Genomic DNA, 15,294 nt, shown 5'->3' with positions numbered 1-15,294 from the left:
CCCAGGCCGCCGTCGATGACCAGACCATGCTGGTGGTGGCCACGGGTGTCAGCCAGGCACCAAATGACAAAGAGCAGGTACTCCCCATGCTGGCGACGCTGCAAACCCAAGCTGCGGTATTGGGTCCCATAGAGGCGCTCGTTGCCGACACCAGCTACTGCAGTGAAAAGAATGTCGAAGCCTGTGAGGCGCTGGGCATCACTCCCTATTATTGCCGTGGCCCGGGAAAATCACCATCCGGACTGGCGGCAGCGGCATACCGAGCCTGAAGAATTGGCTGAAGATGCCACCCTGATGCAGGCCATGATTCATCGTCTGAAGACCCAGGCTGGCCGCGGCATCTACCGGCTACGCAAGCAAACGGTAGAGCCCGTCTTCGGCATCATCAAATCGGTGATGGGGTTTCGGCAGTTCTCATTGCGCGGCCTGCGCCAGGCACAAGGGGAATGGAGCCTTGTTTGTCTGGCATGGAATATAAAACGTATGGCCGTATTGCGCCTGTAGGGCAGGAAAATGAAGAAAACAGCAAAATATAGGGCAATAACGGGTAAAATCACCCAAAAAAGGTGTTTTCAAAAAATCCTGGGCGAAAATGGGCGGCAGTCGTGAGCTAAGTCCGACAGGCTGCTAGTTGCCTGCGGCGAAAGAGCGGCGCAACGTGCCAGCTCACCAGCCGGTAAGGCGCGTCCATCCATCAACGCGATCAGGATCGTCGCCCTCGCAGGCACTGCGATCAGTGCGGCGACGGCGGCGACGTCAGGGCCTGTATTCATAGGGCGACGGGTCATTTCCAGGGCCAGCACCGGCTGAGCACTTCGGAAACCTGGGTCCGTGATCCGATGCAGGGTTCCAGATCCTTATGGTTATCCTTCGTATTGTAAAAGAATTACCTCTACTGCCACGCAATGCGTTAAAGAGCATAACGCATTAATTCCATTATTTAACGCACGATGATTATATGGAATAACTTTGCAATTGACTTCCCATAGGGACGTATATACATACTCCATCATCTGAAAGCAGATGGACAGAATCTGCTAGATTGCCAGAAATCGCCATCCAGCGTTCCATTGGAGTCCGATCAAGTCCTATTGCGCATAGATGCAGCACCTGAAATCCAAGAGCTCTTAATGTGTCACCACTTTCATTGCTAATTAACAATCCCTGATCATTTGTGACATTTAGGAACAGATCGACCCCTCCATAAATGTTTCTGTGCCAGTTTGTAATCATGGGTTGCCATCTTGCAAAATTGCCACCGCCATTCTGGCGATAATCAATGCTTTCAAGAATCTCCTCACTGGCAATTGTGTGAACAGCGAGGCAAGTTGGCGCAGAACGTGTTCCTTCGGACAACTTAAATCGTTGGGATGTGAGAAACCCCCTAACGGAAATTAACGCAGGCAACTTTTCGTCGCTGTAGAACACATTCCACCCATCCTCTGCAGTCGGGTCGGTAAAACTGCATTCAACTGTGTAAATCATGTGCACCTCGTTTAGCGGCATTTTCGTCGATTGGGGCAAATTAAAGGAACTGACGTTCAAATCATTCACAGAAAATTTCATGCTGACGTGGCGACGCGAACCAGCCATTTTCGAAGTGCCGATTCCTCTTCTCGGGAAAGCCCGTCGACCAGATGGCGCTCAATACCATGCACCCGCTCACGGCAGGTCGTCAATAGCGACTTGCCCGTCTCGCTGAGATCAATCTGCTGGATACGACCATGGTGATGATGCGGCTGGCGCACGATGGCCCCGGCGCGTTCCAGGTTGGCGACAATGGTGCTGACCGTTTGCGGGGTGAGGAGAGCCAGCCGCGCCAGATCGGCATTGGAAATGCCGGGATAGGCGGCCAGCATGGTGAGCACGGAAAATTGTGGAGGTGTTACACGCAGGTCGGCGAGCGCCCGTTCCACTCGGTGCCGGTACGCCCCAGCCGCCTGCCGCAGCAGGTAGCCCAGATAACCATTTTCCCCGCGTTTGCCCTCTCCCACTTGAGGGACGAGGGGTTTTGGCGCTGCGTCGTCCATATTGTAAGCACTATGATATATTGTTAGAGTCCTGATACTACCTGAACCGCCTCATAAGGAACAAGCCATGTCCACGGAGCATGCCCGTATCGACTACCACTCCTTCACCAAGACCGCGCCCGAGGTATACGCCGCACTACTGGCGGTAGGGAAAGCGGTCGATGATTCCGGCCTAGAAAAAAACCTGACGGAACTTATCAAGGTGCGGGTATCGCAAGTCAACGGCTGTGCGTTCTGCATTCAGTATCATCTGAATGTCGCCCGTCAAATCGGTGTGGAACCGGTCAAGCTGGATCTGGTCGCGGGCTGGAGGGATGCCGGTATTTTTTCTGCACGGGAGCAGGCCGCTTTGGCGTGGGCGGAATGTCTGACGGCGCTCACGACCCAGGGGGCGCCCGACGCCGTCTATGAGACACTGCAGTCTCAGTTCACGGAAACAGAAGTGACGTTCCTGACGGTGGCCATCGGCGCCATCAATCACTGGAATCGACTGGGTGTTGGGCTGCGATTTTCGCCGCCGCCCCCTCGCACGGGGAGTCACGTATGATTCCAGCAAAGGGCGATCCGGAAAACAGCGGGAATGTCTCCGCTGCGGTCGAACTGCGTTATGTCGATCAGGAGGACGACGTCTGGACCTGCTACCCTCTGATCCGGCAACTGCGGCCGCACCTGGATTCTGAACAGGCATTTCTACTGCGCTGGCAGCACCAGAGCACCCAAGGTTATCGCCTGCTGGCTCTGTGGCACGGGACACAGCCCGTGGGTCTCGCCGGATTCCGCGTGCAAGACAACTTGGTGCATGGCCGGTTTGTCTATGTGGATGATCTTGTCATTGATGAGTCCTGCCGCAGTCGGGGGTACGGGAAGATTCTGATGGAGCGACTAAAAGCAGAGGCCAAGCTTCTGGACTGTGCCAGGCTACTGTTGGACGCGGCCATGAGCAATACACTCGGGCACCGTTTTTATTACCGCCAAGGGCTGTTGGCTACGGCTTTACGCTTCAGTGTGACGCTGCCAGATCAAGAACAATGCCTACCTTAGAACGAAATCCAGATCAGTTGGGTGATGAAGCGCGCAACAAATTATCGCTATCCGAACAGCCCTAATGCGCGCAATGCCTCTTTGGCGTGTTGCGGGGATATTTTATACGCCACCTATCCTGTTGACGGCCGCCCAGAATAGTTCTATATAGGACTATTTGCCTGCGAACAGTTTGGGGAATAGATGCGTGAAAAAATACTTCGGGAGACGACAAAACAGTCCTCTATGGACCTGCAGACCACAGCAAAGGAACCGTTTCTCGCTGTATTGCGGGAGCTTGCCCAAGCCTATCATGCCTTTTCCGCCTACTCCGCCGCCCACGTCCGGCAACTGGGTCTCACACCGGCGCAGTTTGACGTCATCGCTACCCTGGGCAACACCCAGGGAATACCCCTCAGCGAGCTTGCCCAAAAAACCTTGATCACCAAGGGAACCTTGACCGGCATCATCGACCGCCTCGAAGAAAAGAACCTAGTTCGCAGGGAGGTGCCGGTCGGCGACCGGCGCAGTTTCCTCGCCGTCCTGACTCCGGCAGGCGAGGCGCTTTTTGCCCGAGTCTTTCCCGCCCATATCGCCTATCTTAGACAGACCTTCGCGGACGTAGATGCGGATGATTTGGAGCAGGTACGCCGCACCCTGCGCGCGTTGCGAGGTCGGTTCCAGGTCCAAACCAAAATATAGTATGCATAAGAACATTTCCTGTGCTATCTATATAGTACGCATTATAACTATACAGATGCGTACCAGATGAGATGCTTGATTATGAAGGCCATGATTTATAGAGGAGCATTGCCATGTCACAGAACAAAGTTTTCATTGCACTGAGGACCACCATCCTTTCCGTCGCATTGTCCGCATTACTGGTGTCACTCGCTGACGCAGCGACATACCATCGACTGGACGCCAGCCCGGCTGGCTCGTACCGGATTGATCCGGACCATTCTCTGGCGTGGTTCACCATCGGCCATGCCGGGGTGGCGGTGGTGGTGGGCCGTTTCGACAAACTGTCCGGCAGCTATATCTTCAATCCCGTAAGTCCTGCGAGGGACAAAGTGGACATCCGCATTCCCGCAGCCAGCATCAATACCAACTTCGCTCTAAGGGATCACGACTTGCGTGGGCCGGACTTTTTCAATGTCCGGGAGTTCCCGAACATCACATTCATCAGTACACGCTATCAACCCACTAGTAAAGAAAGCGGAGAACTGTACGGGAAACTGACCATTCATGGCGTGACCCGGCCGGTGACCTTCCAGGTTCGGGAAATCGGTGCCGGGCCGGTGCCGGCGTTGCCCAAGCCCTGGGGTGGTTACCTTTCTGGATATGAAGCCACCACCACCATCCAGCGCAGCGACTTCGGCATGGATGCCTATGCGGGCATGATCGCCAACAGAGTGCACCTGCATGTGAATATCGAGGGCGTCCGCACGGCCGGCTGAGCGGCCTTCCGGGGTGCCGACCAGCAAGGCCGGCGCCTCCTTCTTGTTGGGAGGCAAGCTTTATGTGGAATCTCTGGCAATCCGATTTCGTTCGGTCCTTGATTTTGGATAGAGCCCTGCTACCCGCTGTGGTCACTATGCTCATAGTGGTCGCCGCGTCCAAACCGCCTTGCTCAGGAGACAGAACACGCCCCATCTTTAGCGTTTTCCGCTCATCTCAAAGCTTCTTAATTAAATTTTGTTGATGCATTGCAAACCGTTGCGCACGGCATTGGTCACTAAGCGATGATCGAAGGTTACCAGTTGGCCCTCATGGGCGCAGGCCAGCGCCAAGAGGTAGCTATCGGTAATCTGACCAGAAGTGAGCAGGCGCGATGCGTCGATATGGTCGACATCCAGCAGGCTGATGTCGTCTGGCCAAAAAACATGGCCAGGTGACGCGCGCAATCCCTGGATCAGCGGTGCCACTGCCGCTGGCGTGCCTGGTGAATTTGGATAGCGCGGATGGCCCACGAGGCGCAGTACACCATTCTCTGTTAAGGGACAGGTAGCCCATGCGGGTTGCCCATGGGCTGCAAACCATTCATGGGCCATATCATGCTGAACATGCATGGGGTCGATGAGCGCAATCAGCACGTTTACATCGAGTAAGAAGGTCATTATGGCAATTCGTCGCGCAACTGATTCACTATTTCCAGAGTCGCCGGGAGTGCATCCGGGCGCACCGGCAGCAAGGGAATCCCATTACGTGAATGGCCACCAGAGGTGTTTTGTGGTTGCAGAGCCTGCCGCAAAAGCGCTGAAACAACGGCACCTACAGGCTTATGTGTTGATCCGCTAGCCCTTTAACCGCCGCCAGTACGTCCTCATCAATCGCCAGTGTGGTGCGCATAGGTCGTTCACCTCATATGTCATCAGGCATCTAGCATCTAGCATCTAGCATCTAGCATCTAGCATCATACATCAAAATCATTGGTCTGGCCATCAAAATGCGTGGCGACTGTTCAGCCCGAGACCGGTTGAGAGCGATTTCCTTGGAATGTTTGTCGAAGTACGTCGAGGCGCGGGACTATTTCTGCCACCGATCACCACCTGATGGCACCGCCTTGAAGCACTGCGGTTGAAGAACAGATGTTGCTCTGATACTGTACAAATATGCATCTCTCTTAGCAGGAGACTTCCATGTGCTTCGCACCTAAAATCGATGTAGAGGACGATGGGAGCGGGGATGCTGCTCTCTTTGGTTCCCCCGTCTGGGTATAACATCATTCCAGAGTCCATATTGGGGAGATTTTCATGCTGAACGCAGCGCTTCAATGGCAGTTAGATAATGTCAGCACACCGTTAGGTGTCATGCTGCTGGTCACCGATGCGCAAAACACCCTACGTGCACTGGACTGGGCGGACAGCGAGGCCCGCATGCTGGATCGACTCCGCCTGCTCTACGGCTCCGATGGGGTAACGCTGACCTCGGGGACTGCTCCGCAGCCGGTTCGCAACGGTCTGGAAGCCTACTGGGCGGGTGATCTCAACGCCGTCTCCGCCATCCCCGTAGAAACCGCAGGCACCGAGTTTCAGCAGGCGGCCTGGGCCTGGTTGCGCAGCATTCCCGCCGGAGAAACCCGCAGCTACCAGGAACAGGCGAGGGGCATGGACCGGGCATCAGCGGTGCGTGCCGTGGGGCGTGCCAACGGCGCCAATCCCATCGGCATCGTGATTCCCTGTCATCGCGTCATCGGTGCCAACGGCACCTTGACCGGGTACGCGGGCGGCATGGAACGCAAACGCTGGCTGTTGCGGCATGAGGGTGGTGATTTCTAGGGTTGCGCCATGTGGCCTGATACCGCTTTTCGTGGATGCGCAGTCCGTTAGATCTGGCCCCTTTACGCAAATTGCCGCTATAATGGTGGCATGTGGCCAAGACCGGAGGAGACCGTTATGGCGATAGCACTGATCGAACCAGGAACGCCCGCATCGCAAGGGATTCTGCGGCTGCTTGGGCTTCTCCCGGAAGAGGACGCTGCCCTGCTTGAACTGACGGAAACGGGGGTTCCTCTTGCACAGTTGGCGCTGCTAACAGAACTCGGATTGACGAAGACCGAAATCCAGGTACTGGTCATCCCGGCGCGGACCATGTCGCATCGCAAAGCGGGTACCGGTCGCTTGAATCGGGAGGAGTCCGACCGGTTCCTGCGCGTCTTGCGCTGTCTGCTGCAGGCGCGACAGACCTTCGGCGACCCGGAAAAGGCCCTGCGCTGGTTACGCAAACCGAAAACCGGACTGGGCGGCCGCACGCCACTCACGGCGCTGGAAACCGAAATGGGTGCCCGTCTGGTCGAAGAATGGCTGGTCCGTATCGATCAGGGGATGGCCGCCTGACGGTGGTTCTCTGGCGGATCAGTAATCATGCGACGCTGGATGGTCTGGGTGGCATGCGCGCTTCCGGACGTTGGTCCAGTCGCGGCCGTCCGGTAGTCTATTGCGCGCCGGACCCGTCCACGGCACTTCTGGAAACGCTGGTCCATCTCGAAGTCGATACGGAAGACCTCCCGGACGCGTTCCAATGGTTGCGTATTTCCGTGCCGGAAGATATCGCGTTAGACCGTGCGGATATCACGCATCTTCCGCAGGATTGGAGTCAACATCCGCGCCTCACGCAGGTCTATGGGGACCGCTGGCTCGCCGACGGGGCAGCACCGCTGCTGCGCGTGCCGAGTGTACTGGTGCCTGAGACCTGGAACGTGCTTCTGAACCCTCGGCATCCGGCGGCGACGCGCTGCGCTATTTCTGCCACCTATCGTTATCCTTTGGACACGCGTTTGGCGCAGAGGCCCGGCTGTCCCTCATGACTCCCCCAACAGCACCGCATGGGCCAGAGGCCGCCACTGCAAGTGCTGAAACATCTGCAAATAGCGGCGGGCGGCGTGATGATCGGTTTTGAGCATGAAGCGCCAGAAGCCGAAAATCCGCGCCAGAGTCATCATCTGCGTGGCGTAATTGCCCCAGGTATAGTGCGCGCTGACCCGCGCCAATGCGCCGTCGGAAATGGTCTCCCAGACACGGATATCGGCGGCAGCCGCTTCCAGGAAGTCCGCCAGCTTTTCTGCCGTCTCCTGCTGGTTATTGGGGTCGATATGAAAGCCGGAAATACCATCTTCGATGATTTCCAGCGGGCCGCCGAAGCGGGTGGCAAAAACCGGCAGACCCGAGCTCATGGCTTCGATCACCGTCAGCCCGAAGGCTTCAAAGAGCGCGGGCTGGACGAAGCATCCATGGGTATCGCCAATAACCCGGTAGAGTTCCCCCGCCACATTTTTGTCGAGTAAAGTGCCTATCCAGCGCATCTGCCCGTCGAGTTGATGCGCATCCATAATATCGTGCATCCGCTGGATTTGCGCCCGCTCTTCCTCGTCCTGAGAATCCTGCGGGTCGACATGGCCGCCGATGATAACCAGGTTGGCCAGTTTGCGCAGGCGCTCCGATGCGCCAAAAAGCTCAGCCAGTCCGCTGAGATTTTTGATGTGATCCATGCGCGCCATACTGAAAATGATGGGTTTATCCCGATCCTTTAGTACGCCGCGCCGGTCCGCGGCGGGCGCCTCGCCAAAGAGCAACGCATCAATATCGTCGTGTAGAAAACGCAAACGTGCTGCGCTGGCGGAATAAGGAAAATAATAGTGGGCGTCAGCCCCCGGAGAGACGATATTAAATTTGGTATCGAAGACGTCAATCCCGTTTTCCACCCGATACAGTCCGGGGAGGCTGTAATTCTGATGCCCTTCGTACTGGCCCACTTCGCGGTCATTTCCGGCGATTTCCTGATAGGTGCTGGTGACGATAATATCGGCGGAGTTCATGGCGATGAGGTCCGCGGTATACTGGCAGGCGAAATGATGGCTGGCATCGTGATCGCGCCAGTAGAGGTCGCTATAGAGATATTTGCTCTTCTCCAACGCGTGAGCAATGTTGCATTGGGTGACATTCAGCCGCGCACTGAGGATGGTGGCCACCAGATTACCATCGGAATAATTGCCGATAATCAGGTCAGGACGACGGCCAAATTCCGCCAGGGTTTCCCGTTCGAGGTCATCGGCATAGCGTTCCAGCCAGGGCCAGACATTGAAGCGCGAGATCCACTGCGGCAATATTTCGCCATTGGAATGCCGGAACGGCACGCGGAGAATCTGCACATTGTCGGCGCCCTGGACGGACTCCAGGCGCTGGTCGCAGGTGGTGCCATCGGCATTGGGAATCAGGCGGGTGGCGATCAGAATACGGGGTACAATATCCACCCCCTGACGGGCCAGGCGCTGGCGCATTTCCTGTTCCAGTGCCCGCGCCTGATCGAGAATGTAGACGACCTGCCCGCCGGTATCCGGACGTCCGAGCACCTTGTCCTGCGCGAACCAGCCATGAATGGACACGATCAGTATTTTGGAGATCATGGGGATGCGGTCGATGAATGCCTGCAGACTCTCTGCCGAGGGGGCGTCCAGCAGGTCCATTAGCAAACGCATGGTCTCGCGCACCCGCCCGGCAGCGTCTCCCCAGCCTGGGGCGAAGCCGCGATGGGTCATCTCCACGGCAAACTCCGTCCACGGCTGGTTCTTGGGGAGCGTCGCCAGATACTGCACGGTCCGGCGTAGTGCTTCAAAATCCGGAGGCTGATCGTGCACCATCAGCGACTGCCCGTTGAGTTTATGCACCGCCAAAAAGTCGAGAATGCTCTGGCGTCCCGCCTTGATGTCGCCGAATAGTTGCCCGGCCAGGCGGCGGTTCATATACATGAGCCCCTGTCCGATGGTGGCCTCATCGTGCAGGCGATAGGAGACTGCGCGGAAATCTTCAAAATCCACGGTAAGTACTGGCTCCTGATCATTTGCGGGGAGCACCTGTCTTTCTTTAAAGGCCAGATAATCACCCGGCGTGAGTGTCTCCAGATTGAGCTGTTCCCGATGCAGGCGCAGATAAGTCCAGCGCCCTGGGCCGGGACGCCAGGCCAGATAAATCCAAGGCTCTGCGAGCACCGCCTCTTGTAGTCTGGAGAAAAATTCCTGCAACACCACCAGCTCTGCATCACTGCCGTAATCTGCGGCAAAGTCGCTGCTGGCCTTTTGCAAATCGGTATAGAGCAAAAAGGGACGTTGCAAATTGAACAGATGTCGCAACAGCCCGGAAACACAATGGGCATTCTGGCTGATACAGCGACGCAGGTCGTCAGACATGAGGTTGTCCTGGAAAGCGGTAGTGCTGGATGCCTTCGAGAATACCCCAGGCATGGTAAGCACTGGCGAAATAGATGTGATGTTTATCTCTTAGCCCGTGTAGTTCCGGGCTGTGGTTGCCGACCACAACGCCGCAAATTTCGCCACCCATCATATCGGCGTCATTGCCGGAGTCTCCCGCAGTAAGCACCGCATGCAAGGGCAACCCCCAACGAAAGGCCAGGAAACGGATGGCGTGGCCCTTGGAAGCACGAATGGGCAATACATCCAGATAGCGGGTATGGGAAAGCACCACATGGGCGGCGATCTGCTGCTCGTGCAGGCGCTGCTGCAGATCTTTCACCGTCGGTGGGCGTTTTGGGTCCACATAATAGCTTACTTTGAATGCGCTCTGGGTGAGTTTTTCCTGCAGGCGCAGGCCGGGCACCCTGGCCAGTGCCTGCAATACCCCTTCACGCCACCAGCGATAGTGCAGATGAGCGGCCCAGTCCTGATCCTCGCGCAGCTTACTACCATAGACGATACGCGTACCCACATCGGTGATGCAGATGTCCGGGCGGGGGACCTGGTGTGCCGCCAGTATCTCCATGGTTTGTTTGAGATTCCGGCCGGTGGCTACGCCAAAGGCTACCCGGGGATGCTCCCTCAGCCATTCCATCAGCGTGGCGAGCCCCGCCGGGTCGCCAATCAAGGTGTTGTCGATGTCGGATATGAGCAGATGATCCGCCGTCGGTAAGGCGCGGCGTACCCCCTGGCGGGCGGCGGATTCGCGCCGCAACTGTTTGCGCTGACGCCGGAGAATACGTTCCACTTCTGCCAGATAACGGCGCGCATGGGCCTCCCAACTATAGACCCGGCGCACCCCCAGCAAGCCTGCCCGACTGGCACGCTGCCAGCGTTGGCGATCAAACAGTATTTGTCGAAGTGCCGCCTGTAGTTCCGCGATATTCAGGGGGTCTATCAGGATGCCATTGCGACAGTAGCGAATGATGTCCTGCGGGCCACCATGCCGGGTGGCGACAACCGGCAAACCCGAGGCCGCGGCTTCCAGCAGGGTCAGGCCAAAGGGTTCGGTGAGTGCCGGGTTGACGAAAACGCCCTTATAGATGGCCGCATAGCGGTAATATTCGGGAATATCTTCCGGTTCGTGGTGTTTGGGGAGGGCGACTCGCCCGTAAAGGTCGTAATCGTCAATGGTATGCAGTACGCTCTGAATCACCCCTTTCGCCCCGTGCAGGAGTTGCCCAAAGCGGTCACGCTGGCCCATGACCAGAACCAGGTTGGCCTGCTCCCGCAAAACAGGGTCAGTGGCATAGGCCTCAACCAGACACTGAAAATTTTTACGCTCATCGGGGCGGGCAATGGCCAGAATGGGGGGCTTGCGCGGCGCCTCCAAAAAGCGGCGTAGGCCGGACAGTAGCGGCGAAGAACGCTGCCGCCCTGGCCGGGAAAACCGTCGCAAGTCCACACCTGGCGGCAGGATCTTGAAATGCGTCCGCATGGCACTCTCGTACAGGCCATACTGCTCGTCCACTTCCTGACGGGTGCTGGCCAGGACCACGGACGCTTCACTGAGTACGGATTCTTCGGCGGCAATGCGTCGCGGAAAACGAAACTGCCGGTCGATACTTTCCGCCTTACGGCCAGCAGCGATCAGTCTTTCCCGCTTATCCCGCCCCAGGGAATGGCCGGTGTGAATGAGCGGAATACCCAGCAAGCGGGAGAGGCGTACCCCTACATAACCCGCATCGGCATAGTGGCGTGGATGACATCGGGAATACAGTCTTCACTACGGATAAAATGCAGCGCGCCGTCCACAAAGGTATCCAGGTAATCCCAGAGCCGCTCTTTTTGCAGATACTTATGCGCTGGACCGGCAGACAGACGGATAATCTGCGCGCCGGATTCCAATAGTTCGCGCGGTGCTCCATAAATGGGATTCGTGCCGGGATCGTTAAAGCGACGCGTGAGAAGGTCGATCCGGGTGACGCGCGGGTCCCGTGCCAGCGCCTGCATTTCGTCGAGTACATAGCCAACCTGGCCGCCGGTATCTGCATCGACCCCGAGTTCCGGAGTTCCGCAAATGCGGCCGTGGATACTCAGCATCAGAATGTAAAGACCTTGGTGGTCTGCCAAATCAGTCCTCCTTGGCCCAGCGCGCCATTATGGTCTGATAAAACTCGGGTTGATCCGGGATGGCGCCGGATAACGCACAAATGGCCGCTGCCAATTCCCCTGCCCTCTGCAATCGTCGTGCAATGGCATCGCCGCGAAACAGGCTCCAGAGCCAGCCTGCGGCAAAGGCATCTCCAGCCCCGACGGTGTCCTGGATAACCGTGGAGGCTGCTTCCGCCTCGTAAAAATTGGTCCCATCCCCATAAGCGGCACCTGCAGCACCGCGGGTCAGCAAGACCGCTTGCACATCAAAATGCCGGGCCACCACCTGCATCGCTTCCCGCAGGGTCGAGGCTGGAGAGAGTTCGTAAGTACGCATGATCTGCTCCAGTTCCTCCACATTACATTTCAGTATAGACGAGCCCCGTATGACTTCGGCCAGCAATTCCGGATTCCACCAGGGATCGCGCAGATTGATATCCACAAAGCGCCACTGGGCATGGGCGCGCAACTGGCGCCAAGTCGCCCGCGATGGCCCGTCTTCCCGCAAGGCAAGGCTACCGTGATAGAGCCAGGGAATGGGGGCGATCACGCTGGAGGGCATTCCAATGGCGTCGTAGGCCTGATGGGGTAGAATCTCGAAGCGGTGCCCCTGGTCGGCGTCTGCCGTCACCCGCACCCGACCGGTGGGAAGCAGTGCGTCCTCTGTCACTGCGTCCGCGGACATCCCCCAGTCTTGCATGTGCTGCAAGATGCGTTGTCCCGAGGCATCCCGCCCTACCCTGCTGACAAAGACGGACGCCACCCCCAGCGCATGGAGGTGTTGCGCAACATTGAAGGGCGCGCCACCGAGTCGTTGCACCGCTCCAAAATCATCGACCAGACATTCGCCGAAAATAATGCCGAGGGGCACGTCTGCATTCATGGTGCAGCCTTCTCATCCGGGCTGGCTTTTTCGACATCGGGCAAGCGACGAATAATGCGTTGGAAAAAGAGATTGTTGGGAATAACCACAATTTTTCCGTCATCCTGGCGCAACTCGGTAAACATGAGATTTTCTTCAATGACCTCACCGGTCAGTGATTCCGGGAATATCTCGATACGTTGCCCCAACTGTAATGGCTGCCAGAACCAGATAAAAAAGCGTGCCGTAATGTTGCTGACCATGGCCCATACGGCCAGCATACCGACACCGATCACCGCCAATAGGCTGACAAAAGTGGTCCAGATGGCAGTGACATCGATACCCCAGACCCGCAGCACGACAACCCAGACAATGAGCCAGAGAAACCAGGTGGTGATTCTCTGAAATATCACGCCATAGCCGCGTGACAAGGCCCGTCGCCTGCCGAGAAAGTCCATGAGACGCACAATAACATTGCCATACCAACGTAATATCAAATAGCTACCCGCCACGATCAGCAGGGTATACCCCGACCGGTGCAATAACCATTCGGGGTCCATCGCCAGCCAATGAAAAATCATGCCCATACATCACTCCCCTCTGCTGCTGATTTTTACCATAACGTAGCAAATACAGAGGGGCAAATCTGTTCCTATACTCTAGGGGTTCCCCCGCACGGATGGGAAGGAAAGCACATCATGGCAGCAGCGAGCAAAGCCCCCGCTCCAACCTGGCGCTATCCGGTCTGGTCCACCGCCAAAAAAGATCTCGTCGGCTCCGCCCTCGGTCCGGCCCGGCTCTGGTTCACCGTCGGCAAGGGTATTGTCACGGAGGTTTTTTATCCGCGTATCGACATTCCCCAAATCCGGGACATGGGCTTGATCATCGCCGATGACAAGGGTTTCTGGCAGGAACTCAAGACCTTGCCCGACCCGGGTCTACAGATCGATGATCCGGCCGTCCCTCTGCCCCTTATCACCCATCGTCATGAACGCTTTACCTGCACGCTCCGGATCTGCGCCGATCCGCTGCGGGACGTACTGCTGATGGACTTTCACCTGGAGGGGGATGCCGACCTGCGCCCTTATCTGCTCTGTGCTGCGCGCCTGGGCGAAGACGCCGAGCATAATCAGGCATGGGTTGACGAATGGGAGGGCCGGCCCGTGCTCTGGGCCGAGCAGGGTCCATTCGGCCTGGCCATCTCCTGCCGGAATCCGGAGGGTTTGTCCGGGCTGGAAAATCTTTCCGTGGGCGAGGTAGGCGCCAGCGACCTCTGGCAGGATTTTCACCGCAATGGCCGCATGCTTTGGCAATATCAGGAGGCCGGTCCGGGCGAGGTTTCCCTGTCCGCTCGCCTGCCCCGGCAAGGCACCCTGGCCCTGGGCCTGGGCACCAGCAAGGAGGCGGCCGCCACCCTGGCCTGGTCTTCCCTGGCCGGAGGCTTTGCTTCCGCCGAAGCGGAGTATCAAGGGGCATGGAAGGCCTGGCATGCCCAACAGCCGACTTCTTCCGAACTGAAGCGCAGGCTTCCCGCCTCCGCCCAAGCCCTCTATACCCGTTCAGCCACCGTCCTCAAGGTCCACGAAGACCGTACCTTTCCCGGCGCCCTGGTGGCCAGCCTTTCGATCCCCTGGGGCGAGGCCAGCAACAGCCGGGGCGGATACCATCTGGTCTGGTCCCGGGATTTGGTGGAAAGCGCCGGTGCTCTCCTCGCCATAGGCGCTGTTGCGGAAGCGCGCCAAGTGCTGACCTATCTCATCAGCACCCAGCAGGCGGATGGCCACTGGCTGCAAAACCAGTGGCTGGGCGGCAAAGCATTCTGGCAAGGGGTGCAACTGGACGAAACCGGCTTCCCCGTCCTTCTTGCGGCCGCCCTCCAGGCGGAGCAGGCACTGGATGGGATTGCCATTAACGACATGCTGCGCCGCGCCCTGGGCTTTATCTTCCGCGAAGGGCCGGCCACCGGCCAGGATCGCTGGGAAGAGGATGGCGGCGTCAATCCCTTCACCCTGGCGGTCGCCATTGCCGCGCTGGTGGAAGGTGGCGAACTGCTCGGCGGCAAGGCCCGGGATTGCGCGCTGCTACTGGCCGATTACTGGAATGCGTGTTTGGAGGACTGGACCTTCGTGTCCGGTACGGATCTCGCGCGGAAATACGGCGTCTCCGGCTATTACCTGCGCATCGCCCCCCAGGACGTGCTCAGCCATGCGGGCGCCATGAATGAATGGGTGATGATCAAAAATCGCGCCAACGACCCGCATCTCCCTGCCGAAGAGCAGGTCGCCACCGACTTTCTGCAACTCTGCCGTTATGGCCTGCGCCGCGCCGACGATCCGCACATGCGCGATTCCATCAAGGTGATGGATGCCTTGCTCAAAACCGACACCCCCAGTGGTCCAGCCTGGCACCGTTACAACGGCGACGGTTACGGAGAGCACCCCGACGGTAGTCCTTTCGATGGCAGTGGGCGTGGCCGTGCCTGGCCGCTTTTGGTGGGAGAGCGGGGCCATTTTGCCCTTCTGGCCGGCGAGGATGCACTG

At 57.8% G+C, this 15,294-nt stretch carries 16 protein-coding genes and 2 pseudogenes; 10 read left to right on the top strand and 8 right to left on the bottom strand.

Annotated features, from left to right (window positions below; translation table 11 throughout):
* Both Q0C48_RS06660 and Q0C48_RS06655 read left to right on the top strand, forming a co-directional pair.
* A pseudogene (locus Q0C48_RS06660) lies at positions 1-269 on the top strand (hypothetical protein); the annotation flags it as partial.
* A gap of 73 nt (positions 270-342) precedes the next feature.
* A pseudogene (locus tag Q0C48_RS06655) lies at positions 343-504 on the top strand (transposase); the annotation flags it as partial.
* 450 nt (positions 505-954) lie between these two features.
* Here the strand turns inward: Q0C48_RS06655 and Q0C48_RS06650 are convergent.
* Both Q0C48_RS06650 and Q0C48_RS06645 read right to left on the bottom strand, forming a co-directional pair.
* Complete coding sequence (locus Q0C48_RS06650; RefSeq protein ID WP_291522748.1) at positions 955-1,485, bottom strand: hypothetical protein; 531 nt, start codon at positions 1,483-1,485, stop codon at positions 955-957.
* Between the two features lie 77 nt (positions 1,486-1,562).
* Positions 1,563-2,030 (bottom strand): MarR family transcriptional regulator, encoded by a 468-nt coding sequence (locus Q0C48_RS06645; RefSeq protein WP_291522746.1) that lies wholly within the window; start codon positions 2,028-2,030, stop codon positions 1,563-1,565.
* Between the two features lie 67 nt (positions 2,031-2,097).
* Here Q0C48_RS06645 and Q0C48_RS06640 point away from each other — a divergent pair, with 67 nt between their 5' ends.
* From Q0C48_RS06640 to Q0C48_RS06625, 4 genes are all read left to right on the top strand, one after another.
* Positions 2,098-2,577, top strand: a complete 480-nt coding sequence (locus tag Q0C48_RS06640) for a carboxymuconolactone decarboxylase family protein (protein ID WP_291522744.1) — start codon at positions 2,098-2,100, stop codon at positions 2,575-2,577.
* Entirely contained in the window at positions 2,574-3,071 is a 498-nt protein-coding gene (locus Q0C48_RS06635) for a GNAT family N-acetyltransferase (RefSeq protein WP_291522742.1), read from the top strand. The genes Q0C48_RS06640 and Q0C48_RS06635 overlap by 4 nt, the downstream gene beginning before the upstream one ends.
* Positions 3,072-3,296: 225 nt before the next feature.
* Positions 3,297-3,752, top strand: a complete 456-nt coding sequence (locus tag Q0C48_RS06630) for a MarR family transcriptional regulator (protein WP_291522740.1) — start codon at positions 3,297-3,299, stop codon at positions 3,750-3,752.
* Positions 3,753-3,865: 113 nt separating this feature from the next.
* A complete protein-coding gene (locus Q0C48_RS06625; RefSeq protein WP_291522738.1) occupies positions 3,866-4,510 on the top strand; it encodes a YceI family protein in 645 nt (214 codons plus the stop codon).
* A 231-nt stretch (positions 4,511-4,741) separates the two neighbouring features.
* On the opposite strand, the gene Q0C48_RS06620 is transcribed toward Q0C48_RS06625, so the two are convergent.
* A complete protein-coding gene (locus Q0C48_RS06620) occupies positions 4,742-5,170 on the bottom strand; it encodes a TA system VapC family ribonuclease toxin (RefSeq protein WP_291522736.1) in 429 nt (142 codons plus the stop codon).
* Between the two features lie 636 nt (positions 5,171-5,806).
* Between Q0C48_RS06620 and Q0C48_RS06615 the strand changes: the two genes are divergently transcribed.
* From Q0C48_RS06615 to Q0C48_RS06605, 3 genes are all read left to right on the top strand, one after another.
* Complete coding sequence (locus tag Q0C48_RS06615; protein ID WP_291522734.1) at positions 5,807-6,331, top strand: methylated-DNA--[protein]-cysteine S-methyltransferase; 525 nt, start codon at positions 5,807-5,809, stop codon at positions 6,329-6,331.
* Between the two features lie 117 nt (positions 6,332-6,448).
* Entirely contained in the window at positions 6,449-6,889 is a 441-nt protein-coding gene (locus Q0C48_RS06610) for an antitoxin Xre/MbcA/ParS toxin-binding domain-containing protein (protein ID WP_291522732.1), read from the top strand.
* Positions 6,853-7,359 (top strand): RES family NAD+ phosphorylase, encoded by a 507-nt coding sequence (locus Q0C48_RS06605; RefSeq protein WP_291522730.1) that lies wholly within the window; start codon positions 6,853-6,855, stop codon positions 7,357-7,359. The genes Q0C48_RS06610 and Q0C48_RS06605 overlap by 37 nt, the downstream gene beginning before the upstream one ends.
* On the opposite strand, the gene Q0C48_RS06600 is transcribed toward Q0C48_RS06605, so the two are convergent.
* From Q0C48_RS06600 to Q0C48_RS06580, 5 genes are read right to left on the bottom strand one after another with little or no spacing between them, the layout of a single operon-like run.
* Positions 7,354-9,735: a sucrose synthase gene (locus tag Q0C48_RS06600; RefSeq protein WP_291522728.1), complete on the bottom strand. Its 2,382-nt coding sequence runs from the start codon at positions 9,733-9,735 to the stop codon at positions 7,354-7,356. The genes Q0C48_RS06605 and Q0C48_RS06600 overlap by 6 nt on opposite strands.
* Positions 9,728-11,452, bottom strand: coding sequence for an HAD-IIB family hydrolase (locus tag Q0C48_RS06595; RefSeq protein WP_291522726.1), 1,725 nt, complete (start codon positions 11,450-11,452; stop codon positions 9,728-9,730). The genes Q0C48_RS06600 and Q0C48_RS06595 overlap by 8 nt, the downstream gene beginning before the upstream one ends.
* 17 nt (positions 11,453-11,469) lie before the next feature.
* The gene (locus Q0C48_RS06590; protein WP_291522724.1) at positions 11,470-11,871 is read right to left on the bottom strand and encodes a hypothetical protein; all 402 of its coding nucleotides are present in this window, start codon (positions 11,869-11,871) and stop codon (positions 11,470-11,472) included.
* Position 11,872: 1 nt separating this feature from the next.
* Positions 11,873-12,775: a PfkB family carbohydrate kinase gene (locus tag Q0C48_RS06585; RefSeq protein ID WP_291522722.1), complete on the bottom strand. Its 903-nt coding sequence runs from the start codon at positions 12,773-12,775 to the stop codon at positions 11,873-11,875.
* Positions 12,772-13,341, bottom strand: a complete 570-nt coding sequence (locus tag Q0C48_RS06580) for a mechanosensitive ion channel family protein (protein ID WP_291522720.1) — start codon at positions 13,339-13,341, stop codon at positions 12,772-12,774. Before Q0C48_RS06580 ends, Q0C48_RS06585 begins: the two co-directional genes overlap by 4 nt.
* 111 nt (positions 13,342-13,452) lie before the next feature.
* Here Q0C48_RS06580 and Q0C48_RS06575 point away from each other — a divergent pair.
* The coding region (locus tag Q0C48_RS06575) for a glycoside hydrolase family 15 protein (protein WP_291522718.1) at positions 13,453-15,294 on the top strand (1,842 nt) is incomplete at its 3' end.

Source organism: Acidithiobacillus sp. (assembly GCF_023255755.1).
In the GTDB taxonomy this organism is placed as follows: domain Bacteria; phylum Pseudomonadota; class Gammaproteobacteria; order Acidithiobacillales; family Acidithiobacillaceae; genus Acidithiobacillus.
The sequence above is the reverse complement of the archived record's forward strand: the minus strand, read 5'-3'. Positions and strand labels throughout refer to the sequence as shown.